19 protein-coding genes are annotated in these 25,806 nt (G+C 32.2%); 4 read left to right on the top strand and 15 right to left on the bottom strand.

All coding sequences use genetic code 11. The features are described from left to right. Window positions 1-60 precede the first annotated feature (60 nt). From GWR14_RS14300 to GWR14_RS14315, 4 genes are all read right to left on the bottom strand, one after another. A complete protein-coding gene (locus GWR14_RS14300; protein ID WP_163409760.1) occupies window positions 61-522 on the bottom strand; it encodes an outer membrane protein assembly factor BamE in 462 nt (153 codons plus the stop codon). A 371-nt stretch (window positions 523-893) separates the two neighbouring features. Continuing rightward, a complete protein-coding gene (locus GWR14_RS14305) occupies window positions 894-1,445 on the bottom strand; it encodes a GNAT family N-acetyltransferase (protein WP_163409761.1) in 552 nt (183 codons plus the stop codon). A 282-nt stretch (window positions 1,446-1,727) separates the two neighbouring features. After that, complete coding sequence (locus GWR14_RS14310) at window positions 1,728-2,348, bottom strand: hypothetical protein (RefSeq protein WP_163409762.1); 621 nt, start codon at window positions 2,346-2,348, stop codon at window positions 1,728-1,730. Window positions 2,349-2,743: 395 nt separating this feature from the next. Then, window positions 2,744-3,106: a hypothetical protein gene (locus GWR14_RS14315; RefSeq protein ID WP_187356534.1), complete on the bottom strand. Its 363-nt coding sequence runs from the start codon at window positions 3,104-3,106 to the stop codon at window positions 2,744-2,746. A 603-nt stretch (window positions 3,107-3,709) separates the two neighbouring features. Here GWR14_RS14315 and GWR14_RS14320 point away from each other — a divergent pair. Beyond that, window positions 3,710-4,852 (top strand): hypothetical protein, encoded by a 1,143-nt coding sequence (locus tag GWR14_RS14320; RefSeq protein WP_163409763.1) that lies wholly within the window; start codon window positions 3,710-3,712, stop codon window positions 4,850-4,852. A 15-nt stretch (window positions 4,853-4,867) separates the two neighbouring features. Continuing rightward, window positions 4,868-6,715: a hypothetical protein gene (locus tag GWR14_RS14325; RefSeq protein ID WP_163409764.1), complete on the top strand. Its 1,848-nt coding sequence runs from the start codon at window positions 4,868-4,870 to the stop codon at window positions 6,713-6,715. Between the two features lie 508 nt (window positions 6,716-7,223). Here GWR14_RS14325 and GWR14_RS14330 read toward each other — a convergent pair. The 6 genes from GWR14_RS14330 to GWR14_RS14355 all read right to left on the bottom strand — a co-directional run bounded on the left by GWR14_RS14330 (window position 7,224) and on the right by GWR14_RS14355 (window position 13,126). Beyond that, window positions 7,224-7,826 (bottom strand): hypothetical protein, encoded by a 603-nt coding sequence (locus tag GWR14_RS14330; protein WP_163409765.1) that lies wholly within the window; start codon window positions 7,824-7,826, stop codon window positions 7,224-7,226. Window positions 7,827-7,839: 13 nt separating this feature from the next. Then, a complete protein-coding gene (locus GWR14_RS14335) occupies window positions 7,840-8,313 on the bottom strand; it encodes a hypothetical protein (protein ID WP_163409766.1) in 474 nt (157 codons plus the stop codon). Between the two features lie 288 nt (window positions 8,314-8,601). Next, on the bottom strand, window positions 8,602-9,324 hold the full coding sequence (locus tag GWR14_RS14340; RefSeq protein ID WP_163409767.1) for a hypothetical protein: 723 nt from the start codon (window positions 9,322-9,324) through the stop codon (window positions 8,602-8,604). 111 nt (window positions 9,325-9,435) lie between these two features. Then, window positions 9,436-9,840, bottom strand: coding sequence for a hypothetical protein (locus GWR14_RS14345; RefSeq protein ID WP_163409768.1), 405 nt, complete (start codon window positions 9,838-9,840; stop codon window positions 9,436-9,438). A gap of 11 nt (window positions 9,841-9,851) precedes the next feature. After that, entirely contained in the window at window positions 9,852-11,432 is a 1,581-nt protein-coding gene (locus GWR14_RS14350) for a hypothetical protein (RefSeq protein WP_163409769.1), read from the bottom strand. A 998-nt stretch (window positions 11,433-12,430) separates the two neighbouring features. After that, a complete protein-coding gene (locus GWR14_RS14355; RefSeq protein ID WP_163409770.1) occupies window positions 12,431-13,126 on the bottom strand; it encodes a MauE/DoxX family redox-associated membrane protein in 696 nt (231 codons plus the stop codon). A gap of 320 nt (window positions 13,127-13,446) precedes the next feature. On the opposite strand from GWR14_RS14355, the gene GWR14_RS14360 reads away from it, so the two are divergent. After that, window positions 13,447-14,826, top strand: a complete 1,380-nt coding sequence (locus tag GWR14_RS14360) for an exonuclease domain-containing protein (RefSeq protein WP_163409771.1) — start codon at window positions 13,447-13,449, stop codon at window positions 14,824-14,826. A 384-nt stretch (window positions 14,827-15,210) separates the two neighbouring features. Here GWR14_RS14360 and GWR14_RS14365 read toward each other — a convergent pair whose 3' ends face one another. The 3 genes from GWR14_RS14365 to GWR14_RS14375 form a co-directional block, all read right to left on the bottom strand. After that, window positions 15,211-16,161 carry a nucleotidyl transferase AbiEii/AbiGii toxin family protein gene (locus GWR14_RS14365; protein WP_163409772.1) on the bottom strand — a complete coding sequence of 317 codons (951 nt, stop codon included), beginning with the start codon at window positions 16,159-16,161 and terminating at the stop codon, window positions 15,211-15,213. 1 nt (window position 16,162) lies between these two features. After that, complete coding sequence (locus tag GWR14_RS14370; protein WP_163409773.1) at window positions 16,163-16,738, bottom strand: DUF6088 family protein; 576 nt, start codon at window positions 16,736-16,738, stop codon at window positions 16,163-16,165. A 106-nt stretch (window positions 16,739-16,844) separates the two neighbouring features. Then, the gene (locus GWR14_RS14375; RefSeq protein ID WP_163409774.1) at window positions 16,845-18,011 is read right to left on the bottom strand and encodes a site-specific integrase; all 1,167 of its coding nucleotides are present in this window, start codon (window positions 18,009-18,011) and stop codon (window positions 16,845-16,847) included. Between the two features lie 91 nt (window positions 18,012-18,102). On the opposite strand from GWR14_RS14375, the gene GWR14_RS14380 reads away from it, so the two are divergent. After that, the gene (locus GWR14_RS14380) at window positions 18,103-19,254 is read left to right on the top strand and encodes a type IIL restriction-modification enzyme MmeI (RefSeq protein ID WP_187356535.1); all 1,152 of its coding nucleotides are present in this window, start codon (window positions 18,103-18,105) and stop codon (window positions 19,252-19,254) included. Here the strand turns inward: GWR14_RS14380 and GWR14_RS14385 are convergent. Next, a complete protein-coding gene (locus GWR14_RS14385) occupies window positions 19,251-22,955 on the bottom strand; it encodes an Eco57I restriction-modification methylase domain-containing protein (protein ID WP_187356536.1) in 3,705 nt (1,234 codons plus the stop codon). The two genes, GWR14_RS14380 and GWR14_RS14385, sit on opposite strands and share 4 nt — an antisense overlap. Before the next feature lie 3 nt (window positions 22,956-22,958). After that, a complete protein-coding gene (locus GWR14_RS14390) occupies window positions 22,959-25,799 on the bottom strand; it encodes a helicase-related protein (protein ID WP_163409775.1) in 2,841 nt (946 codons plus the stop codon). Window positions 25,800-25,806 lie beyond the last annotated feature (7 nt).

The raw sequence follows: 25,806 nt of genomic DNA on the forward strand, positions 1-25,806 counted from the left end.
CCTGAGAGCAAGGCTTTTTCAAAAGCCATACGAAAAGATTCTTGTGGGAGCGAGGCAGTATTAACCTGAAATTTGGCAAATATTTATTGCTTTACCATTTTTAAACTCAATTTCTAAAATGTCAGGATCAATCCCAAATAATGTTGGTTTAAATCCTAAATAATATTTCCAATTATTGCTTTCATATTTATTGTTTTGCTCACCTAAAATTTCTCTAACCTGTTGTTTCGTTTTTCCTATTAGTATTTCGCTTTCAATCAAATCTTCAGAAAGTTCATAACGGGTTTCTTTATCGGTCATCCATTTCCTTTTTTCAAAATCATGTGATGGATAATAGGTAATGCTAAAAATCCAAATTACAATAATCAAAGCGTATAGAATTGGCGCAGAAAAAATGGTCATTATCCAAGTTACAGCTTTTCTATTTTTCTCATTTTTAATAATTTTCCTTAATAACCATCTCCAAAAGAAGAATAAAGGAACTGCCAGAAAAAGAATAATAAAAGGGACTTCAATGCTCATTTAGAAGGATTTTGATTTATATAGCCAATAACTTATACATATATACGAAATAAACATTCGCCTATCTAACCCGATTAGATAGATTGGCACAATTTCGTTTTATATCTTCTCAAAAATAACTAAAAAAGATTACAAACTATCACAAGAATAATTGGTTGCCTCTACCCTATTCAATAAAACCAAATTATAGAAAACAGTTATTTAAAGTCGGGAGACTTTAAGGGGTTTTGATTTTACAAGAACATCAAAAAAATGTGCGAAGTCATAGACATTCTCACAGCAATGTAGCTTTTCATTAGAAACACTTCGGTGAGCTGGGAGGCTGGTTTTCAAAAGCCACACGAAAGTATTTGTGCGGTAGCATTGTTTTTTTATTTTACGATTCTTGTCATTGTTAAATTGTCAAAATATTTTTCGTCTTTTTTAAAAAAGTTTTTAATTATTCCGTTTTCTTCAAATCCCATTTTTCGATACAAACCTAATCCTAATTTGTTTTCTGTATATACCTGAAGCCAAAGCAATTCAAGAATCGTATTTTCTTTTGCCCATTCAATTGCCAGTTGTAATAAGGCTGTTCCAAGTCCCGAATTCCTCCATTCTTTCAGCATTCCCATCCCAATAACAGCTGTGTGTTCCATAATCTTTCTTCTGTTTCCATTCAAATCAATATTTCCAATTATTTCATTGTCATATTCAGCCACCAAAAGCAAAGAGTTTTCGTTTATTAAGAAAGAATTTATCCAATCCTTTTCTTCTTCAATTGTTAATTTTATTTCTTGTTTAAGTTTTGGAACGTATTCACTTTCCGGAACATAAATTTTTATGCTGTTGAGTAACTTTTCTGCATCGTTAATTTCTGCTTGTCTAATGGTTACCTTTTTTTGATTTTTCAGTTCTATTATCTTGGTGTTGAATTTTTGCATTGTCGTTGATTAAAATCACAGCTAACTTGTACATCCCCTAAACAAACATTTGTATATCTACCATTTCAAAGTAATTTGGCAGATTTTCATTTTGTTTTATATTCTCTCAAAAATAACCAAAAAAGATTACAAAATAGCAATTTAAAGTCTGGAGGCTTTAAGTGATTTTGATTTTACAAGAATATTAAAAAATGTGCAAAGCCGGAGACTTTTGCACAGCGTTTCATTTATATTTAAAAGCCCGCACGAAAGGATTCATGCGGGAGCGGAGGCGTTCGTTTTTTAATATACTATACAATCTTTACTTTTTAAATAATATCCATTACTTTTCAAATTAGTAATACTCCCATTTTTATTGACAAAAAATGTAAAACTTTCTTTTGATATAGGACAACTTTCATATTTCACCATTTTTATTTTAAATCCATTTGTTTCTTGTATGAATCCATTCCCTTTTTCAGAATTAAAGTCAATGGAATAATCGTTTATTAGTCCTATTAAAAACGCTTCACTTACATTATCAATTTCTCCAATAATTTTTTTTAATTCTTCTTCTTCTTTTATAGTTTTCCATTGATCATTTTCAAAATATGTTATTCGGTATGCACAAAAAGCCGGCTGACATCCAGAAAAAAATCCGTTCCAATCTTTGTCATTTGTGGGTATATTTGCTTTTACTTTTTCTGTACATTGCCCTTTTGAATATAATATTTCAAATTTTTTATTTTCGTCTTTAAAGTTTGGAAAATGTTCAAGTTGCCAATATTTGACTTTTATTTCGGGTTGAATTTGTTTTAACAATCCCTCTCTATCTGAATTCTTTTTAGATAATTTTTCAAATTTCTCTGAACAAGAACTTAACATTAAAGCAAAAAGGAATAATATTATTTTTAGAAATTTCATACTGTATTGGTGTTTCCGGTAAAATGATGCACAACTTATATTTATGCGATCTAAATATTCACATATCCACCCCAATTAAGATAAATTGCGCTATTTATTTCGTTTTATATCTTCTCAAAAATAACCAAAAAAGATTATAAACTATCACAATAATAATTGGTTGCCTCTATACTATTCAATATACCCCAATTATACAAAACAGCCAGATAAAGTCAGAAAACTTTAAGAGATTTTGATTTTACAAAAACATTAAAAAAATTGTGCAAAGCCGGAGACGTTTACACAGCGTTTCATTAGGAACACTTCGGAGAGCGATGGAACGTTTGCATAGCATTTCATGCGATATACTTCGGGGAGCGGGGTTGTACAATAGCTACCACCGTTAGCTGCAGGCATTATTTTTTTTCATATTGCTCAATATATTGCTGTATTGTTTTTTCAGTCTGAACAATATCTAAAATTAACATTTTGAAAGTCTGCTTTGTATTTTTATCAGTTTGATTAATATTTGAATAAAGAAAACTCATTAAAAATTCTGTTTTTTTATTCAACAAATCTTTCATTTCTTCAATATTCGAAAGTGCAGTTATTTTTTTATAATCAATTAGATCAATTTTATTGCTAGCAACAGATTTCCAAGCGTTTATTTTAATTTGCGGAATATAAATTCCTTTAGATCTTATTACAACATCTGAAACGTTAATGTTTTTGTTATTTGAATAGAATTGCAAATAATTAATGCCTAAAAATATATACATAATCAGGTAAAAACACCTATATGTAAAATTTAAATTACAACTAGCTTTACATCAGCAAAATAACTAAATCAAAACCATTATTATGAAAACAACATTATTTAAACTTCTTGCATTGGAGCCTATTGATTATAAAAGGCATCTACACAAATGTGTTCATTCCAGAAACCTCATCAAATCGCTTATTCATCTATCCTCTTTAAAGCAACTAACATACTAATGTAGTCATATTATAAGAAGATATTAGTTAAAAAGAACCAGAACAGGATTCTTTTCAACAGTAACTCTATGACTAATACTAAAGCTATTTAGGTTCCTGAGCTATTGATTATTATAACTAAAATTTATATTATGTACGAAAAACTAACCATGGTAACCACTATGCTCTTTATCCTGAGTATGATTAGCGAAAGAGTGGTAACATTCTTCAAGTTATGGTGTACAGAAGGGAATAGCTTTCTATTCTTTATAGTACCAAAAGCACTTGATACATCCAAAAAATATGAAGATGAAGCACTTGAAAATAAAAGACAGAGGGCAATTTTAGCAATTAATTTAACCATATCTTTTCTTATCGCTTTTATCAGCAATGCGAGCTTATTCAAAATGTTCACATACGATACTGATAATAAAAACAATGATGTCGCATTTTTACTCGGATGGGATTTTGCAACATTAACCCCCTATACGTTTGGTTCGATTCTTATTGGCTGTGCCCTGACTGCCTGTTTTATCAGCCTGGGCTCTAAATTTTGGCACGATATGCTCGATATGCTTTTCTATGCAAAAAATTTAAAAGAAAAGTTGGTTGATAAAGCAACTTATGAAACGGCCTCATTAAAGAATCTTGAACAATATCTTGAAACAAACAGTTATGAGCTGGCTAAAATAGCCTTGGAACAAAATAAAATAGTCATCGACAGTTTATCTGGTATCGTAAATAGTTTTGTCGGTTTTTCTTCAAACTCAAAGCCGGTCATAATATTAAACAGTACACTTCCATCTGGTGGATCCTATCCGCAATCACTAAAGGCCAGATTAAATTATGGACAACCATATGCTGTGCCAACTGAAATACGCTATAGCTATGAAACCCCAAAACTTCACTTAAATAGCGGAGACAATGTTTACGAACAGAATAATGCTTACGTCAATGGAACCATTTGTTGTGCTGTCTCAAAAAACAATACCGAATATCTGCTAACCTGTGCGCATGTTCTTACGGGTGGAGTCATCCAGGTAGCCAATACAGATAATGAAGGATGGTTACTAAGTCCTGCTGAAAAAGATATTTATAGCAATGATAATAACGATAGTACAATTGGCAGTTGGAAATACGGGGAAATCAACAACCTGTTTGATGCCGCCTTAATTGAAGTCGATCTTGAAATAGGATCAATAATCAATCCGGTACATACCTTAGAAAGTTATCCCGAGGAACAATTACATAAAAAAGTGTTTGTAAATGGAGACATTAATAAATCTGAGGGGTATATGATAGGATATCAAAAGCAAAAAATTGATTTCCATTATAACGGTAATACCCATCAGTTAAAAGAACTCATTGTGCTTTCAAAAAATACAGTCGGCAATTTACAATCATTGACTGAAGGAGGAGATTCCGGGGCTCTGGTATATTTAACACAAGAGAAAAAAGCCCTGGGAATGGTGGTAGGTGGCAATAGCCAGTATACCTATGCTATCCCTCTTGAAAGAATTCTAAAGAGAACAAAAACCATACTAACCTAAATCAAATTATATATCATGAAATTAACTTTAAAAACCGCTTTACTTTTTTTACTGTTTGCATTCCACATGAATGCTCAAACCAACAATATAGAGAATCATGGAATGAACTTTTCTGTATTTAATGACACAGAAAATTTAATAAGTGCAGATAAAGATACAGCTAAACAAATTGAAATACTTTCGCATTACTTCAAAAATACAGCCGAAATTGTTGACTTTAAGAAGACATATAGCCTTTCGTTACCAACCCCTGATTTTGATAATACTAAAAAAACGACCACTGACAATGTAGTCACACAATCAGGATTGAGTTCAGCTGCATTTTCACAATCCGCGGGAGTTGATGCCTTGGGAACTTTTATAGCCAATCGTTTCAAACAGGAAATCAACATTGCTTTCTTGAATAAATTTAAACAGGATTTGGAAACCATTCCATCTTTGAAGGCGATTTTTCCAACAAGTTATCAGGTGTTGCAAAAAAGCGATCCATACAATTATCCAGTTTTCATCAATACACTAAGAGAAGCTTTTGATAATGATTTAAACAATTTCTCAAAAAACCTACCCGATACTATTAAAGAACTTGATCTTAAAGATCCTGATCTTGAAGCAAAACTAATCCTGATTACTTCTTTACTGGATGTCAAAAGTATTACGAATCTGCCAGTGACAATTACTAATATAATTGATAGCGACACAACGAATTCAGTGTCATTAAAAAAAGAGTTGAAAATTTTGGCAATAGGTATAAATATGCTTAAAAAAAATGGAGTCGGATTAGGCTCTTTTATGAATAATAACGATTTAGTAAAATTGAGTAACCTGAATTTTAATAACATTTACCTCGCCTTATTAATCAGACAAAACGAAAAGAGTTTAAGTGATTTAGGAATAAATGGAGATAGACTTAAAAAATTGACAATCATAACTCAAAGCATACAGTACAATTATTCAACATTAGCAATTGAAATAAATAGAATAAATTCAAATAACCAAACCAATAAACTCTCTTTGTCAGATATTCAGAAAGGAATGGAAGCTATGTTAAAAAGTCTCGATAATACAATACAGACTTTTGAAAAAGAACTAAAAATAGACCCACCAGTTGAACTAAAAGAGGCAATCAGAAAAGGCAAGGATATTAGCACCATAGTAGGCTTCGTAAACGATAAAAAATATGGACTGGCCTTGATTAACCTCACTGATTTTATTTTTGAAATTGATACAGAATTATCCCCAGACCAAAAAACAATGATTAAAAAGTACACATCCTTTATTGCAAACTGTCTGGATGCAAAAACGAAAGATGAACTTATTACTGCCCTTGAAACATCTGCTAATCCCGTAGGAAGTTATCGCATTAAACGAAACTCCACATTCAATATATCCTTTAATGCATATGCAGGGGGCTTTGCCGGAACCAACTTTGAAAAAAGCCAGGTATTTGGTTTTACGGCACCTGTCGGAATCTATTTGGGATGGGGTAATTTGGGTAAAAACTGTAAAAACAGTACAGATACAGTACTCGAAAAAGTCAATGGTAAATCTTTCGGACTTTTCGCTTCACTTATAGATGTTGGCGCAGTTACAGCCTTCAGGTTGAAAGATAGTAAAACCGAAATGGCCGATGTTTCCTGGAACAATGTATTTGCACCGGGTGCATACCTTACCTATGGTTTTGGAAAATGCCCTATTTCTTTAAACTTAGGTGGACAAATGGGACCTGAATTAAAATCGATAGCCGAAGATGGAACACCAACCTTTGTAGAAAAAGAATGGTTTTGGAGAGTTAGTGTTGTTATTGATATTTCTCTCTTCGACTTTTATACAAATCAAAAAACATATAAGACAGCAATCAAATAACATGTAAAAAAATCTTTCATTTGTCTAACAAAGCAAAGATAAAATAGCATTAAAGATTTTACCCTGAAAAAATCTTAAAAAAGGTACTTCATTAAAGAAGATGTACCAATTTAAAAAAATTAAGTTTTGGCAGCAATTTATAATTATTGCCAAAACTTAATTATAATTTTTATTTTTTATAAATGAATACGCTCTTCAATTAAATAGAAAATAAGGTGCAAAACGCTCATTAACCGTAACATGACTTTGTTACGGGCACCGTGCAAATTTGCAACCGTGTTTAATACTACTCCACATTTTTGCATGCTTTTAAGGCAAGCCAAAATGCTCCTTCTTATTTTACAAAATAGCTAAAAAAGATTGTCTAAAAGTGGTTATGAAATTCAAACTAACTCTTGGTTATATTTGATTCTATTTTGATAAAAATGCCCGTAAATTGGGTCTAATTTTTTGAGTCAGTTAGAGACGTTTGCCCGTTTTTCATTAGGTAAACCTAGAAGATTCATGGTTATTTATCTTTAATTACTTTATTAAAATCGTTCAAATTATAAACAGGTTTTTCTAATTGATTTAGTTTATTTGAATTAATTTTATCTAAATCTAAGCTATTCATTTTGTTTAATATTTTTTTCATATCATCAATATCTGTTTTTTTTATATTTTCGGTTTTTATTTCGCCATTTTTTATATCTTTTAATAGCAAAGCATTTTCTATGTCAATCTCTTCTAATTTATTGGTCTTGATTCTATCTAGCAACTCAATTTCATGATGTGTGAAGCCCCCATTACCCGGCACAACTATTTTTAAAGGTGGAGAATCCGTTTTAATTGACCAAGCTCCTAGTGAAGAACCATATTTAGATTTTACCTGATTGAAATAAACATCGCAATCATTAGTAAATGTATAGTCTTCTCTAATCGATTTATACGCACTATAATATATAAGCACCTTGTCTTTTTTATTTTTTTTAATTGATGCGTCTGATAGCTTTGTTAAAACCCGACATATTGTTTGTAATTCCTGCTCAGAAAATTCGTTTTTTTCTTTTTCCTGAAATGAAACAAATATGCATCCACAAATTATTACAATGATTATTAATAGTTTCTTCATGATTATTTTTTTTTTAAGCCGGAATCTTTGGTTTATTTACTGTATCAAGTGGTGTATCATTTTGTATAGATTCAATATTATATGAAGGAAAATGATCTTTACTATCAATTGTCGATGCAACAAGATAAGCCCCCACAATTAATGCAATAATTCCAGGTGAAGCAGTAATTAATTTTAGACTTAATCCTGTCGCCTGCCCGTCAATTGTCATATTTTCTTTTAGTGTATAAAAAGCTATACCAAGCCCAAGAAACATAATTGAAAAACCTGAAAATAGTCCAATTGATCGTTTGATCATACTTAAATGCAAATGATAGGCATAAAATCTATATTCCGGGGTATTTATCCCAATGATAGATTTATCAAAAACTGTCATTTTAAACCAATTGATATTATTTACCAAAAAGAAACCTATAATAACTAACGTTACAGTACAAGCAAGAGTTAAAAACCATGGTGCAAATACTTTCCAACTAATTTTTTTCATGGTATTATTAGTAATTAAATGAGAACTATTCGATGATAGTGGAATGCTATCATTCTAAGTATATATTTGAAAACTTTAAAATAGATTGAACTAAAAATTAAGAGAATTACAGCTCCATTCCTGTGCTTCCTCTGATAGAGGTAATGCATATAAACTTCTTTCTGTTTAAATAAATTAATAATCTAAAGTAAGTCTTAAAACTAAAAACTTTACCAGTATAAGTACCTGTTTTTTAATTAGTATGAAAAGACTTTCGCACTTTTTTATAAAAACGTTTCGGAGAATCAGTTATTCTTGTCCCATTAATTTTCTTGCTACTTCTTTAATTTCTTCAACTGTTTTACCATTCCCGTTTCCACTGTTGATAAAATAATAAATTTTAAGTGTTTTATTTTTTATCCCGACATATCGGGTGATTGTTTTTTGATTATCATATGAACTACTTTGCCTAGTAGTTACAGGAATTTCAAGTGCCTGAGCAAGCGCAAGAGAAATTTCTAAACTCTTATCATTACCCCTGTAATCAGCAAAGATAGCTGCGCTCTTTTTGCCATTATCAAGATTAATTACAAATGCTATATCGCAATTTTTTATTCCTCTGGCTTTCCAAGCCGGGCTTAGTGTAATATATGGGATTGTTTCAGCATCTGCATATTTATCGGGACTGCTATCAGGGTAATTTCTATTGTATGGGGTCGTTTGAGATACAAAATATCCGTCAGATTGGATATAACCTTCGTATAGATTGGTTTGACCAATACGTTTTTTAGCTATTCCGTAGCCTCTGCTTTTCTTAAATTTATTCTGAACGGCCTCTTCTTTAGATATACCTCCATTTAAATTATAAAGAAATCCCTCATTATTCGGATGATAAGCATGTCGTGCCCCATCCAGGTTAAGGGCGAGATTTTTTGTTTGGAATATATGTGTTGTGTCAATTGCGCTAGTTTGTGCTGAAATTATATTCATTGCTATTAGTAAACATAAAATAAAAAAGATATTTGTTTTCATGCATTTAGAATTTAGTTCTTAATTAGTATATCGTTATTTTAATTAGAATCAGGTTTTTACTTTAAAAATTTGATTTTATAATCATAATTGCAAATCCACGCGATCGGATTTTTATAATGGCTTGAGGATCCCTACAAAAATATCAATGAGAAAGTTGAAAGTCATGTCCCCAAAGAAACCAATACTAAATGCAGTTAAACAATGCTGCCATGATAATTTACCTTTATGAAACCTACTTATTACTCTTAGCAACGGAGCAAGCATTGCAAGTCCAATAATAAATGAGGCTACTATGACTCCAACCTCAAATACTGCTGTATTTATCCCATGCATGGGTTCTGGGAAATTCACTGCGCGTCTTAATAAAATTCCCAAAGAGAGAAAAACATAAATCAATGCTGTCCATATTAGAGTCGTTTCTTGTGATTTTTTTGGACCATACTCTATATCTTTAAAATCATTTGATGCTTCGCTTTTTGGATTAAATCCGAAGTTTGTAAAATAATTTTTAAACATGTTATTTGAATTTAGCGTTGTGCAATGTTATAGAATTCTCTATTTTGAAGTAGTTCGTTGAAGCGCTGCCGAAGTTCTAAAATACTATGCTTATCTAATTCATCAATCATTTTCAACACATCGTCACCATTAATTGTATTAGGCGGGGAAACAATTAGGTCAAAAAAATTCTTTTCAATAAGCACCTCTGAAAAAGATTGTATTTTTTTGTTGAAGAAAGGCAGAAATGGTTTTCTTTTATCAAATAAGTTTCCTGTTAAGCAACTAAATAAAAAGGCAACTCGCTCTTTTTCTCTATTTGTTCTTTTAGAAAGATTGGATAATTCTTCAATTGAAATCTTGGAAGAACCAAAGTAAATATTTTTCTCATCACAATGGGCTACGATAAATATAACATCATTTGCTCCATTCCTTAATTCGGTAATGAGTTGTTCTTTTGTTGTAATGGTTGTTGAAGACTTTTCAGCAGCCTTCGCATTTATTTCAGAACGAAGTTTTTGCAGTAGTTCCAAATCGACACCTTCAAATGATTGAAATGTAGCTTCTTCATTTGTGTTAGGTGTGCCATTAAGAAAAGAAACAGAATTTTTGTCAATTTTTTTATCCTTTAATTTTAGCAATGCTGTTTCAGTTTGCTCAAAAGTTTTATCAATACTTGTGCTTCTCGTTATAAGTAAGATGTTTTTCTTTGCTGCAATTTCAGTTATGCTTTTTCCTAGACCAAATAAATCGTCCCCATAAAAATATGCTGCACCTTCAGATAGTAACGTTGAAAAGCTATTTTCAATTGAAGTTAAAACCGTTTGCTTTGTTGTGCTATTGAATAGTTCCAATTCACCTTGTAATTTGCTATTTACAACTTTAAAGGCAATTACATATTTATTAGTCTTTCCTTTTACTGTTACAAGAAAAACCCTATGCTCTATTTCTATTATTTTGCTATTTTGAAATTTCTTTAAAAAGCCATTAAAGAATTTAACGAGTACCTCATAATCTGCTACATCCGTAATTAGTCCACTTTTAACGAAGAGTGTATTTGTAAAGCATAAGTCATTTTTGTTTTTGAGCATTCCTACATATTCAGTAAATACGAACTTCTGGGAGGATAGTTCACTTTCTAAGTCTTCCCTCAATGTTAGTCTGAAGTCTAGTTCTTTTTTATAAATGTCTGATAAACTTTCATTGTATGAAATAATTTCTTTTTTAGGATTGTTATTTTTATGAAACCACCATGTTTTTTGAAGTGGTTCTTTGTCTGATTTATATCTAAGAAGATACGTAGCATCAAATGGCTTATTGTAATGAAGCATTCCATTGTTGTCCATTGCAGGAACTTTCTCAGATTTTACAAAAATGTAATCAAACCCTAACACGATTGGTTTATCAGGGGTTGTTAGTGTCAATAATGCGTTGCAGTCGCTGTTTTGGCTACAAACCTTTTTGCCATTGATTTTAACTTTTGTTTTATTTGATTCCCAAAAAGCTTTCAGTCCACCTGATTTAGAATTGGTAGCACTATGTGGACACAAATTAGGATAAGAGTTGTCTTGTGCCGAAACTGTCACTACGATACTGAAAAAAAGAATTGTCAACATTCTAAATGTTTTGTTGAGATTGCTTTTCATTTTTTATATCATTTTATGTTTTGCAATTATTTGTCAAATGATTATTAGTCTGAAGTTTGCACTGTCCCTTTTAATTCCTGCTAACTTATTCATATATTGTGCAAAATCACACAAAGCATTCTTATTTCCTTATATATGTTATCAATACATGCAAAAATCCATATACGGTATGCAGGCTATTATTTTATATTTTGGGCATAAATAAGATCTCCGTTTGTCAAATAAGTAAAAAAAATATAAATACTTAAAATATATTTGATTACTCCTCTTCTTTTTCAAAAAGTAAGCCGCACAAAAACACAGCTTACAATTAACTAAAAATCAATTATTTACAAACAAATCAATATCAAAAGTATAAATTAAAGCTGTACCTTTAACAAGTAGATATACCTATTTTTATGTTCAACAAAAAAACTAAAAACATTTATAAAAATGAACTTATAGCATTTGTATGTAAATTGCAATTAACAAAATCATTAAAATTCAATACTTTAATCGCAAAATAAAATGTATCAAAACTGTAACTAAATGAACATACTGAAGTTTTTATTTCTTTCGTAATATTTTTTATTGTTGGGCTAATTACTTATCGTAGTGCGCAAGAAAATAAGCATAAGAAAAAAAAGTGAGAAAAGAAAAGACTGCGAAAACTAGAACTGGAAAAACAAAAATTATTTGACTTTTTTAAAACAAAATTTGAAACCATTAACGAAGTAAAAATGTTCTCATTGTTTTTATTATTCAGAGCCCTGAATACTATTTGGGTCGAATCGATGACTTCTGCAATGGAAAATTTAGAGGTGTTCTTCATTTTCAATTCCGCTTTCCAGTCTTTTGTATTTCCCCTAAAAACGTGAGAAGCTGCTCCATCAATCAGGAAAAAGGAAGAATCAAGCACCCGGAGTTAGGTGGATTCAAAATTTAATCTATCTAGTGTACCAGTGATATAATGTTTCTTACTATTTTTAAGTACACTGTCTAATTCCAGAACCAAAGCCGATGCTGTGGGTATTGCCTAAATAAATACTATGCTGATCTGCTCCTGCAAAATAATACGAGTTGTATTTTAAGTCTATAGTATTTTGCCTTTTTACTGATACGGGCGGAAAGATCCTTACAAAATTGTTCCGCTCAAACTGTTTGTTCTCACTGATTTCTAAAAGGATTTTTATTGTACCTATTCCGATCAATGCCAGTAAAGCTAAACTCAGATAACAATTTCTTAGTTCGTATTTATTTTCTTTTTTACAAATCAGCAACAAGCCTGTTACTGCTAAGGCTATAAATAAACAATTGAAAATAAAATGTTCTTTCCATCCCATTTTTTCCAATATTCCACCGCATGAACAGGGAACAAAAGAGCTGAAGTTTAAAATAAAATAAATATATGCCGTAAACAGCACCATGAGTGCAAAAGCGATCATGAGTCCTACTTTTCTGTATTTAGGAATCATCAATAAAACAGCTGTAAGGATTTCAAATAAGGGTACTGACCATGAAATTTCTCCGGCAAAAGGATTTAATAAAGGTGACTGCCCGAGCTGTACCTGAAAGTTTTCAAAATCCAATAGTTTGCTAACTGCCGCATAAACGAACAACAGGACATACAGATAACAGATTATTTCTATAATGATACTTTTAAGACTTCCTTTTGACTCCATAACTTATTTGTCTACTTTTTAAAATCTTATTATTTGTTTCTAAACTCAAAACAAATTTATACAGGTCGTTTTTTAAAAGTGTTGTGAAAAACAGGACAAAAGTTGTGAAAAACGTGCCTTTTTAGTTTTTGAAAAGTTTCACCTCTTTTTTATTCAGAATTCACCATTATACTTATTCTTTTTACAGTTCATAAAAGCTTAAAAAGTAATGGACTAAAAAACTTGTTACAATTTAGAACATGTTAATTTTAAAAACATGTCTCAATCTGTATTAGTTTTGCTAAATATGTGATGCCCGCAACATGGAAAAGATAATGAAGATGAAAAAACAAGAGTATGCCATAGTAGATATTGAAACCACAGGAGGAAACGCCAGTGGGAGCCGGATTACCGAGATTGCCATTATCCTGCATGACGGGGAAAACATACTCGAGCGTTGGGAAACACTTGTAAATCCTCAAAAAGATATTCCTGCTGCTATATTTGCACTGACAGGTATCGATAATGAAATGGTAAAAAATGCCCCTATTTTTGATGACATATCAGAAAAAGTCCTTGAAATGCTTAGCGATCGTATTTTTGTTGCCCACAATGTGAACTTCGATTATTCTTTTGTACGACATGAACTTGAAAAATCAGGCTTTAAATGGACAGCACGAAAACTTTGTACCGTACGGGCAGCACGGAAAATAAGACCGGGACTGGGTTCCTACAGCCTTGGAAAACTTTGCCGTTCGCTGGATATTCCTTTGGAAAACCAGCACCGCGCAGGCGGGGATGCCGATGCTACTGCTATACTCTTTTCTAAGTTAGTCGAATGGGACAGCTCTGAAGTGCTTGCCAAAATGGTTAAAACCACTGCACAGGACCAGCGCCTGCCTCCCAACCTGCCTCCTGAAGATTTTGAGCAATTGCCTGAAAAGCCCGGTGTCTATTATTTTTATGACCAACTTAAAAAAGTCATTTACGTTGGAAAAGCTGTAAACCTGAAAAAGCGTGTAGCATCTCATTTTACAGGCCATAAGATTACACCGCAAAGACAAAACTTTCTCAGAGATATCTACTCTATCTCCTATGAGGTCTGTGCAACAGAGCTTATGGCACTATTGCTCGAATGTGCTGAAATCAAAAAACTATGGCCTCTATACAACAAAGCGCTCAAACGTTTTGACCCTAAATATGGCCTTTTTGAGTATGAAGCCCGAAGCGGATACCGCTATCTGGCTGTTGGAAAAGTGAGTAAGTCCCAGGTCTGCATTGAAGTGTTCAACAACCAATACGAGGCGATTAATATATTGCGGAGCCTTATGCAGGAGTTTGCAATTGATAGCAGGTTCTGCAAATTTCCCATACCTGAAGAAGGAGAAATTTTTGCAAAAAAATCATTTTCCGAATTGCCTGAAGTAATGCTGCACAATGAACAGGTAGAAAACGCCATGACTTTTTTAAGAAACAAAAAGGTCAGTTTTGCGATTATCGACAAAGGCAGATCTCCCGACGAACGCAGCTGTATCTGGGTTGAGAATGGGCATTTTTATGGTATGGGTTATATTGCCTCTGATATTGGATTTACCGATACTTCGGAAATCAGGGATTTTGTTACGTCTTATGCAAGCAATCATTATATCATGCAGTTGATTTTAAGGTATGCCGAGAAATATCCGGGTAAGGTTTTCTTTGGGAAAACTGCAAATAACTAATGAAAGGAAAAGTCGACCTATCCTTTCAGACTACTAACTAAGTATTATGCTTATTTTTTTGTCTAACCCCAAACTTTTGCACATGATCCTTGATCCTGCTTTTAGAACTGCATTACTTATTATAAAAAAGAAACCCTTTAACAAAAGTTAAAGGGTTTAAAATCCTGCGGAGAAAGAGGGAATTGTACCTCTTCTCGTATGCGTTGATATATAAGGATTATATATTTTTTTCCTATTTTAGGGTCTCGCTTTTGCTCCTCTATTTTGACTAGCAAATTTTCGAAATCTTACGAGTGCAAATATAATCAAATAAAACTTACATACAAGTATAATTCAAAAAAAGATGTTCAATCATTGAACATCTTTTTATATCTTTAATTTTACTTATAATTTTTCAACCCATTTACCTATTTCAGTAAGTAACTCATTAAAATCAGGTTGACCTTTATAATATAATTTTGCCGTTTTTCTATAGCGTTCTATAAATCGTTCCCTAAGTTCTGGGTTCTTCAGTAAAAAAGATTCATTTTCAGCAATGGGTATTTCATAGTCTTTGGGTGGAAAACGATTCGCCTTGTGTATTTGATATTCTTCTGTTCCAATGAATGCTTTTACCGTATCATCTTGTAACAGGCTATAGACATCATAATACTGGCGCATTAAATTTTGTCGTTCCTCTTTGTCTTCTTGTTCCTGTCTAAATTTAGTTGCAATGGTCTGTAATTTTTCAACAAAAGTGTAACCAATGTGATAACATGAAATATCTACAGCTCGGTTGTCAATTATATCTACCTCTTGTTGAACAGCTTTTTCATACGCCCAAGAAGAAATTGTTAGCGGATTATTAGGTGTCACAGTGTCAAATCCAACTTCTAACAATATACCTTCTTTAACTCCGTCAATGGCATCCGTTTTACTTTCATAATGTAATCTTATCCCACCGCTACGATATTGTCTTTCGTCATCAAAAGCTTCGTCCCTTACTACTGATATTATGCCTTCTATTTTTATATCGTTTGCCAAACCATCGTAAAAGTCTTTTCTTTTTTGAATATTCCGAGGCTTATTGTTGTTTGGATTTTCATTTATTTCCATTTCAACAGGTGGCTTAATATGGATGTCTATATCTTCAGAGAAACGGTGTATAATTCCATGCCCTTTTGATAATGAAGTACCACCTTTAAGTTCAAATTCAAACCCTTGTTTTTTTAGACCGTATAAAACATGCATAATCCAATAGTCTTTTTCAACAAGACCAAGCTCAATATTTAATTCTGCTCCTACAATACGAAGCAGATCACGGAAGTTTTTGTGGTTATGTAAGTAGTCCGGCATATTATAGTGTGAGAACAGGCTCTAACATTTTTTTCGCTTTAACACTACCATATTCTTGAAGTGATTTTTTTAGTTTACGAACATCCATTGTTCTTGCTTTGGAACGCACTTTTGACACTACTTCATTAGAGTCTTCAGCTAATTGATCGAGATTGTTTAACAAGTCTACTAATAAAAACTCAGGTGTTACTTTATTTGGAAAATGAGGTTTTACCTTAAATGAAAACATCATACCACCAAGATTAAAATCTCCATGACGTTTATGATTATAAACAGTTTTACCATTATATAACTGAGTAGTTCCTACTCCTAAAGAGTTATAAGCGTTTAAGGAAGTTACCAAAAAACGGTTGTCTTTAAGAAAAGAGCGCACCAAAACTTCTTCTTCAGGAGGTGTCTTCCCAAAGACAGTTACTTCAGGATAATAGTATAATCCTTGCGACAGTTTTTGCAAAGTACCTTCCTGTACCAGTTCATCTAAATGACGGTCAACAGATTTTGACCACTTAGATAAATCAGCCCTACGATATACTTTTCCTCGCTTTAAATGCTTTTTTAATTCTTGTAACTTATTCATAAGTACAAAGTTAGTAAATAATATTTAATTGCATATATTTTTATTGAAAATTCATGCAAAATATCTAAATGATTTAATCTGTTTATTTATTCATTTAAAAAGTAAATTATAATTTATCCCATTTTTTCATTTCTTTTTCTTTTACCGAATCAACAATTTTTGCATAAACTTGAGTTGTTCGAATATTTGTATGGCCTAACAGTTTACTTACAACTTCAATTGGAATTCCTAAAGAAATTGAAACAGTGGCAAACGTATGTCTTGCAACATGACAGGTTAGTTTTTTGTTTAATTTTAAATTAGCACCAATATTTTTCAATACTTTATTTGTTACTTTATTACAATATACTCTAAAAATAATATCGTCATTGAAATTAGCTTCAGGAAGAAATTTTTTTGCCTTGTTACTTAGAGGAATATTTACTAAATAACCTGTTTTATGCATTCGAAGATGTATAGAACTATTAATAATAGTTTTTTTAGAAAGAGTTTTTAAATCAGAATATCTAAGTCCTGTGTGACACGCAAATAAAAAATAACTAAGAATCTCTTTCTCTATTGGTTTTGAAAAATTATTCATTAAATAATAATTTGTGAGGCTATTTAATTCTTCAATTGAAAGAAAATCTCGTTTCCCATCAACTTTTTTAATTGAAGTATACTGAAAAGGATTACTTTTTATGTATCCAAATCGAATTGAAATATTGACAAATGTTCGTAACACTCTAAGACTTTTACTAGCTGTATTTTCATTATTTTCTAGAGTATTAAGCATATAGTGTCTATAATCGTTTATGAACTTCTCATTAATGTCTGAAAAGAAAATTTCTCTTTTAAATTTTAAAATTTTAGAGATCTGAGACTTATATCCAAACCAAGTTTCCTCCTTAAACTTTATCTTATTTTCTTCTAAGTAACATAAGATATAATTGGTAAAGTTTCCATCTCCTTCTGATAAATTATGATTTAAACCAAGTAATCTTTCTTTAAATTGCATTAGACTCAATGGAAACTCATCATTAGTAAAATTATTTACCAATAACTTGATTGCTTTCTTATCGATTGCATCCAATAGTGTATTATGACGCTCATGATTTTTATTTTGAATTTTAACTCTTTGATTTCTTAAAGACCAATCTCTTAAAGGAATTGCGACAGATGTAACAGTTTCTATTTTCTTTCCTTTTAAAAAGGCTCTTAAATAGACAGGATATAATCCATATTTATTTTTATCTTTTTTAATTACAAAACGATAGCTTATTTTTATGCTCATAGTAAGTGAAGTATTTGTGAAGTGAAATCATTAATAATTTGCAAGTTGCCATTTTTAAAGTAATAGAAATCAGGAACTATTAACTTAATTTGTGGAGATTGGAAAACCTATGCCTCTATTATCCAATAAAGGAAAGAGTTTTCAAGGTAGTATTGTTCTTGGAAAGGGATTTATACTAACTACTGAAGAAGCTGAAAATCTAATAAAAAAAGACCCTCGAAATAAAGACGTGATATTTCCTTATCTTAACGGTGATGATCTAAATAATGATTCAGAGCAAAAGCCATCAAGATGGGTCATTAATTTTTTTGACTGGGATGAAGAAAAGGCAAAAACTTATCCAGATTGTTATCAGATTATTGAGAAATTAGTTAAACCAGAAAGACAACGATGGAAGATTGATAATCGAGGAAACGAAATTGTTGGAACATTCGCCTTAAGAAAACCATTACCTCAAAAATGGTGGATATATGGAGAGAAAAGACCAGCTTTATATAATGCCATATCTGAGTTAGACCAGGTAATGGTAATTGCTCAAGTAAGCAAAACTTTAGCATTTACATTTGTTCCTAAAAATCAAGTGATCTCTATGATGTGCATTGTACTTACATTTGATGATGATTTACATTTTGGTTTATTACAGAACTCAATACATCAATCTTGGGTACAGAAATATGCATCAGCTTTAAAATCTGACACTCGTTATACACCGTCAGATGTATTCGAAACTTTTCCACTACCAAAAATCCCAGATGATATAAAAAGCAATTTGGAAGCATTATCTAAATCATATTTTTTAAAACGAAAAGAGCTAATGCAACGTATTGAAATTGGTTTAACAAAGACATACAATCTTTTTCATGATAATAATCTGAATGATGGTAACAATATTTGGCTAAAAAAGCACCTCCAAAAATATGATGAGATAAATTATTCCGAAATAAAGGATAATATTAATAAATTGAGAGACTTACAAGTTCGTTTGGATAATATAGTGTTATCATCATATGGATGGAGTGATTTAAATTTAAAACATGACTTTTATGCTCTAGAACATTTGACAGGAAATGATCGAACACGTTTCACTATTCATCCAGACGTACGTAAGGAAATCTTAAAACGTTTGCTTCTACTTAATCATCAACATTATAATGAAGAAATATCTAAAAGTTCTTATATTAAAAATAAAGTCAAAAAAATCAGTAATAAAAATATAGAGGTAAATTCCCCGAAATTATTTTAATCTTCGGGGAACAAAATACTACTTGAAGTTTTGACTGAAGAAACTTTCTGTAGTTTTTTATTAGTTTTTGTATAGTTCATAATAGCTTTTGATTCTTCGGCGTATTGCTGCAAATTGATTATTAATAGCCTTTTTAAAATTTCTTTTCTTGTCTTTGGGTGAATTGTAAATCTTAGACGATCATTCTCTGGAAGATGACCTAATTCATAAAAGTCATGTTTTAAAATTAGATCAGTCCATTTATAAAGTTTAATTACCTCATTATCAACAGCTATATATAGCTCTCTTAACTTTTTTATATCATCAAATATTTCAGCTTCTTTGTTAATATTGATATCATGGAATTTATTTTGTAATTCTGTTAGACCTAAGTTATATTTCTCCATTATTTTCAGGCGCGTTTGATGAAGTTTACTTCCTAAACTATTTAAGAGGTCCGATGATATTGATTTAAAAGGAAAAGTTTCAAAAGCATTAGTGCCAGAATACCTTAATGTGGAAGTACCCATGGTTGAGCTATTTTTCCAAGCCCAAACATCATGAATTGAGGAAGTTAAGATAGAAAATTCTGAAAATGAATTAAGAGCAAATACAACAGTTGCTTCAGAAAATACGATATCAATTTTGCAAATAGAAATTAATAAATGTTTTGCGTGACGATTCAAAACCATTACCTGGTCTAACTCAGATATGGTAGCGTAAAGCTCATTTCTAGGTCTTAAAAACTGCCACCATTTTTCTTTACCTCCTTTGTCTTTTTGAATTAGCCTCTCAGGCTTAACTAATCGTTCCACTATATCAAAGCAATCTGGATAAGTTTTTGCCTTTTCTTCATCCCAGTCAAAAAAATTAATGACCCATCTTGATGGCTTTTGCTCTGAATCATTATTTAGATCATCACCGTTAAGATAAGGAAATATCACGTCTTTATTTCGAGGGTCTTTTTTTATTAGATTTTCAGCTTCTTCAGTAGTTAGTATAAATCCCTTTCCAAGAACAATACTACCTTGAAAACTCTTTCCTTTATTGGATAATAGAGGCATAGGTTTTCCAATAACTTCGGAATCATCTAAATAAGACGTTATTCTCTCTACAAATTTATTATCTAGAGTAAAATTATTTTTCCATTCACCTTTATGGATGGTAATTAAAGAAACTTCAACAGCAGCTTGACCTGGCCACTTCATAGAACGAATAGCATGATTAATTATACCATTATTTGAGCAAATAAAATCTAGCCCCCCTTCACGAGCAGATCCTTGAGCAATAGTATTCGTGGAAATCAACGACTGAAATCCATTTATTTTAATTACATCAAAAATTCTTCTAAAAAAATAAGTTACCAAATCTACAGCTCCAATTGGCTGGTAGTAGTATTTTAGAAATTCAAGAAAATCAGTTCCGTAATTACCACTCAATTTTTGGCCTCCTAAAAATGGTGGATTTCCCAAAATACAATCAAAACCACCATTTTGAAATACTTGTGGGAATTCTAAAAACCAATGAAAAAAGTGTTTATCAGAACTAATTCCCATTGCAGCACCACGATCTATAATTTGAGCTTCGGTTTTCAGGTAACTCATGTATTGGCTGTGAGTGGTGAGTTTTTCTTTATTATCTTCTGTTTTTGGTATAAAGAATTGTGCCACTTGCAAATCGGCAATTTGTTTTAGGCGAAACCACTTTTTACCTTGGGTTAAATCGTGGTATGCCTTTTCTTTTTTTGCAATTTGTTCGGGTGTGTTTTCTGGTAGTTGAGAAAACGTAATAAAATCTTTCTGGATTCCTTTTAAATCATCATCCACATTGGTGACATTGTATGTACTAAGCTGGTCTTTTGTTTTGCGTTCTAAATCATTTCGCTTTTTAAACGCTGTGGCAATTTCTTTATCATCACCTGGCAAAGTTTTAAAGGCTTCGCTGGCAATACCGCTTTCTAATTCTTCAAAATGCGCCAACCCTACAATGGCATTTCCGTTTTTAATGTGGTGGTCTAAGAAGTTGAGTGGTTGTCCCGGTTCGTGAGCTTCTAACCAAAGGGCTACTTTACACAATTCTACGGCTAATGGGTTTAAATCGACACCATAAATACAGTTTTTAATCACATCACGAACGGCTATTCTCAAAGCCGAAGGTGTAGGTTGGTCTTCTTTTCTACGAACACGCGCTAATTCAAAACCAATACGTCGAGCCGCTGAGAGCAAAATATGTCCGCTACCACAAGCTACGTCGCAAACCGTAATACTTAATAAGGCTTGTTCGGGATCTGCTTCTTTTAGTTTGTCTGCAATGATGTAATCTAAAGAGTGAACAATTAATGGTTTTACTAATTCTTCTGGTGTATAGTGCGATCCTGATGAGGAACGATCATCTCCTTGTTTAAAACGAAATTCCCCATTTTCTACTACTGGTTCAAACTCCAGTAAACCTTCATACACCGAACCAAATTCTTCTACATCCAAATCGGCATAGTTGACACGGATGGTTTGTTTGTTTTCATTTTCAAAGGTTACCAAGTATTTGAATACTTCTAAAACAGATTTGTTGTTTAAAACAGTATTGTCTAGACTTTGAATTGCATTGTTGCTAAAAATTCCAGACCCCAAGGCATCAATCCCTAAAGCCTTTCCAGTGTTGGCATCTTCAAATAAACGGAAGGTCATTAGTAACGATTGCCAAAGATCTGTTTTCTTTGGGTCGATGTACACCGCTTTGTTTACCAAATAGGTTAAACGCTGAATGCTGTAGAATTTATAGTAAATGTCTTTGAGTTTCTTTTCTTCATCGGTTAAATTCTCTTTGTAGATAAGGTTACGTTCTTCGATCACCAATAAAAACAACACCCTATATACCGAACGAAGAATGTGTAAATAATACTGCTTAGCGTTTAAAGTATTATTTTCTAATGCATGCTGTAACTCTTGGTTTTCGGATTGTTTTAATAAGCCATTAGCCAAGGTTAGTATCGATCTTTCTACCGCTTGACTTAAGCGTTCCCGAATACGCGAACCGGATGCTAAGGCTTCGTTATGGTAGAATTCTATGATTGCATCTTTTGCTTCTTCTTTGGTTTCTTTTAAACGCGAAGCATGCAACAAACGATAGAAAATAGCAAACTCGGCATAATGACCTTCTTCTACCATTTGCTCTAAGTTGAACTCCAAATAACTCAAACGCGATAAACGAGTGGCATCACGCAACACTCTGAAATGAATTCCATTGGTTACGAAACCATAAATATGCTCTGTAGAATTGATGTATTCCTGAATCAAGGCATGAGGGGACAATCTCGGTCCGCTCTCTGCTTTTCTGTCTAAAGATTGTTCTGAACCTACAATGTGAATAGGGAAGCCATCTTTGTTACTGGCTCTATGCGAAATGGCATACGACTTTCCGTTGATAATTTCAGCATTTGATAATGCTACTTCATATCCTAACTGGTTGAGTAAAGGTAAAATCCAATATCTGCGAGTTTCAGTAACACCATTATCGTTAGCTTGAAAAGCATTGCGTTTTTGCTTGAAAATTTGCCAATGTGTATTGATTAAACTCCAAGCATTACTGATTTCATCACGCACCAATTCATTTGGCTTTAATCCAAAATCTTGTGGCTTTTGATAGCTAATATTATCTTGGCGAATTCGATCCAGAATTTCGCTCGTAAAAATATTTCCTTGTATGTTGATAGTAGTAAACTTCATGGCTTAAAAAAGGTCTTTAGGTTTTGGCAATAAAATATAAACACCCATGACATCGGGAGGCAAAACGGGAGTCGATTTTTCATAACTTCTACCACCAATTAATGCTTTGAATCTTCCGTGTGCTTCTACTAACTTATCAGCTCTTTGTGTTGCAATTTCTATAAAAGCGTCTTTTTTATTTTCAAAGGAATGTAATTCATGCTCTAAAAGTTGTTGTTGTCTTTCTAGTGGTAAATTGCTCAGCGGAATTGCTTTTGCGACTAAATCCTGAGCCATTACAAAATCAACAGACTGTAACGCTCCATTTTGCTCTGAATAACCCCATAGGCACATTTCTTCTGCTACCGATTCGTTTTTAGAACGTACTTCTTTTACCACGTTTCGAACACGAAACATAACTAAAGTAGTTTTGCTTTCTACGCTTTCTGTTTGAATAACACTGGTACGGGCTAAATTATAATTATTTCCTTCTTCTTCAAATGCATTACTAATAACATAATGACACAATTGTTCTATAAAACGATGATTTCTCCCAATATACTGATAGCCTTTGGGTGTTGGAGAATTGAAGGCTATTTTTGTTTCTGTTTTTCCTTTAGCTTGTTCTGTTGTGGTTAACAATGCTACTTGTAAATGCTTAGGCAAATTGGTTACTTGTACTCTATAGCCTTCAAAATCTTGTGCTAGTGAAGCTCCTAGTAATTGCAATGCATAAGTAGCAAAGCTTTCCACTACTTTGGGATCTCCAATGGCTTCATCTACTTCTTCTAAATCTTTTTTGATAGCTTCAGCATCAACTGACTCTTGTGCAAATATAGAACGTAAGTTTTCTCCTTTTTTTCTAGCCAGTTCTAGCTCATTATCAATCTTAATTTTATCCTCTTCAAACAGCGTTAATTGATCAGCTTCTGAAGTAGTTTTTAAGATTTTCTGCGTTAGTTCAGTCATTAGTGATTTGTTGTTTTCACCAATAGGAATGGTAACTCCAATACTTCTTTGAATTTCTCGTACTTTTCGAATTAACACTTCTAAAATGAATTTATCCATTGGGTTGTTTTCACCATAAAGCATGTAGGTTTTTATCTCTGGAGAAGTTTGACCAAAACGATCTACACGACCTTCACGTTGTTCTATACGGTTGGGATTCCAAGGTAAATCATAATGCAAAACGGCATTGAATAAGTCTTGTAAATTAATCCCTTCACTCAAACAGTCTGTTGCGATTAAAACACGTTTTTCATGTTCGCCCATTCGTTGAATTTCTTCTTTACGTTGCTCATCAGCTAATTCTGAAGTAATCGCCTGTATCAAAACACTTTTAGGAAGTACCTCTCTTAATTTTTCTTCTACATATTTTGCCGTTGCTATGTAATGGCAGAAAATAATGGGTTGAAATCCTGCTTTTAACCATTTTTGAATGATATCAATTGTATGTTTTATTTTTAAATCGGTTTCAGGATTTTCAATTAGTTCTTCAGCCTTTCTTAATAAGTTGGTTAAACCTTGTAATTCATTTGCTTTATAGTCTACAGCATTTAACAAATCATTTCTAGAAAAATCTACTCCAAAGTCATTTTCTTCAAATAAGGTATTTTCAACAGCTTCTGTTCCTATCTCAACAGATTCTTCATCTTCAGAAGTTACTTTAGCATACCTCTTTTCAAGCATTTCTTTTGCCATTACTGGACTTGACATAGCGCCTTTAATTAATGCAATAGCTGCCCATGAACGTAAGAGTTTAGTATTCTCATTATCGGTTTCTACTTCAGAAATACCTCGTGCAAAAGCTACCAAATCATTATAAAATGATTTGGTTGTCTCGGATAGTGTAAATCCCACCTCTTTAGAATCTCTTACAGGAAATAGTGTTTCCTCATTTAACCATCTGCGAATATTTTCTCTTTTACGTTGAATGAAATATTTAGCTATTTTTTTTCGATCAGATTGCTCTAATTTTTCAAAATTAAGACCTTTAAAACTTGATTTCAACAAACCTAATAGAGACAAAAACTCTTCGTCTTTTCCACTATGAGGAGTAGCTGTTAACAATACTAAATGACGTTTTTCTTGTTCTGCTATATCATGAATTAGGTTATAACGCTGTTGTTGATTCTTTGAAGTTGAGCCTTTAGGTAAAGTACATGTGTGTGCTTCATCTACAATCACCAATTCAGGACAATCGTTTAAAAAAATGCCTCTGCGTTTATCTGTTTTAATAAAATCTACCGAAATAACTTGATAAGGCAAATGATGGAAAACCGAACGGTCATCTGGTACCATTCTATCTAACCTAGAAGCTGTACTGGAACGAACAATCTCTGCATCAATATCTAATTTATCTTTTAATTCTTGCTGCCATTGTTCACAAAGATGAGGAGGACAAATCACAGCGAATCTTTTGATTTCACCACGCTCCATAAGTTCTTTGATAATTAATAAGGCTTCAATGGTTTTACCGATTCCAACATCATCAGCAATTAAAAGTCTAGTAATGTCCTGTTTTAATGCCATTACTAAAGGAACCACTTGATAGGATCTAGGTCTAAACGATAATTTACCCATGCTCCTAAATGGTCCGGCAGCATTCCTTAAAGAAAGACGTGAAGCATTATATAATAGTTTAGCCGTTTCAAAATTTCCAATCTGATTAGGAGTTGGTTCTTTGAAAGTAGCTTTATCAATTTTTTCAAAATCTTTAGCTAATGGTAAAAAAATACCTGTTGTTTCTTCATCAGATCCACCGAGTGGTTTTACCATGACAAGCAATTCTTCATTTGAAGGCAGAACCATCCAATCGCGATTTCTATAACGTACTAAATTCCCGGGTGTATATTTGTTATTCATTCGATTC

It is taken from the genome of Flavobacterium ajazii (assembly GCF_010614725.1).
Classification (GTDB): Bacteria; Bacteroidota; Bacteroidia; order Flavobacteriales; family Flavobacteriaceae; genus Flavobacterium; species Flavobacterium ajazii.

Coding starts and splice junctions, on each gene's coding strand:
- GWR14_RS14360 (WP_163409771.1), top strand. CDS start 13,447: ATGAAAAAACAAGAGTATGCCATAGTAGATATTGAAACCACAGGAGGA.
- GWR14_RS14315 (WP_187356534.1), bottom strand. CDS start 3,106: ATGTATATATTTTTAGGCATTAATTATTTGCAATTCTATTCAAATAAC.
- GWR14_RS14335 (WP_163409766.1), bottom strand. CDS start 8,313: ATGAAAAAAATTAGTTGGAAAGTATTTGCACCATGGTTTTTAACTCTT.
- GWR14_RS14340 (WP_163409767.1), bottom strand. CDS start 9,324: ATGAAAACAAATATCTTTTTTATTTTATGTTTACTAATAGCAATGAAT.
- GWR14_RS14355 (WP_163409770.1), bottom strand. CDS start 13,126: ATGGAGTCAAAAGGAAGTCTTAAAAGTATCATTATAGAAATAATCTGT.
- GWR14_RS14320 (WP_163409763.1), top strand. CDS start 3,710: ATGTTCACATACGATACTGATAATAAAAACAATGATGTCGCATTTTTA.
- GWR14_RS14330 (WP_163409765.1), bottom strand. CDS start 7,826: ATGAAGAAACTATTAATAATCATTGTAATAATTTGTGGATGCATATTT.
- GWR14_RS14375 (WP_163409774.1), bottom strand. CDS start 18,011: ATGAGCATAAAAATAAGCTATCGTTTTGTAATTAAAAAAGATAAAAAT.
- GWR14_RS14385 (WP_187356536.1), bottom strand. CDS start 22,955: ATGAAGTTTACTACTATCAACATACAAGGAAATATTTTTACGAGCGAA.
- GWR14_RS14310 (WP_163409762.1), bottom strand. CDS start 2,348: ATGAAATTTCTAAAAATAATATTATTCCTTTTTGCTTTAATGTTAAGT.
- GWR14_RS14390 (WP_163409775.1), bottom strand. CDS start 25,799: ATGAATAACAAATATACACCCGGGAATTTAGTACGTTATAGAAATCGC.
- GWR14_RS14325 (WP_163409764.1), top strand. CDS start 4,868: ATGAAATTAACTTTAAAAACCGCTTTACTTTTTTTACTGTTTGCATTC.
- GWR14_RS14345 (WP_163409768.1), bottom strand. CDS start 9,840: ATGTTTAAAAATTATTTTACAAACTTCGGATTTAATCCAAAAAGCGAA.
- GWR14_RS14305 (WP_163409761.1), bottom strand. CDS start 1,445: ATGCAAAAATTCAACACCAAGATAATAGAACTGAAAAATCAAAAAAAG.
- GWR14_RS14300 (WP_163409760.1), bottom strand. CDS start 522: ATGAGCATTGAAGTCCCTTTTATTATTCTTTTTCTGGCAGTTCCTTTA.
- GWR14_RS14370 (WP_163409773.1), bottom strand. CDS start 16,738: ATGAATAAGTTACAAGAATTAAAAAAGCATTTAAAGCGAGGAAAAGTA.
- GWR14_RS14365 (WP_163409772.1), bottom strand. CDS start 16,161: ATGCCGGACTACTTACATAACCACAAAAACTTCCGTGATCTGCTTCGT.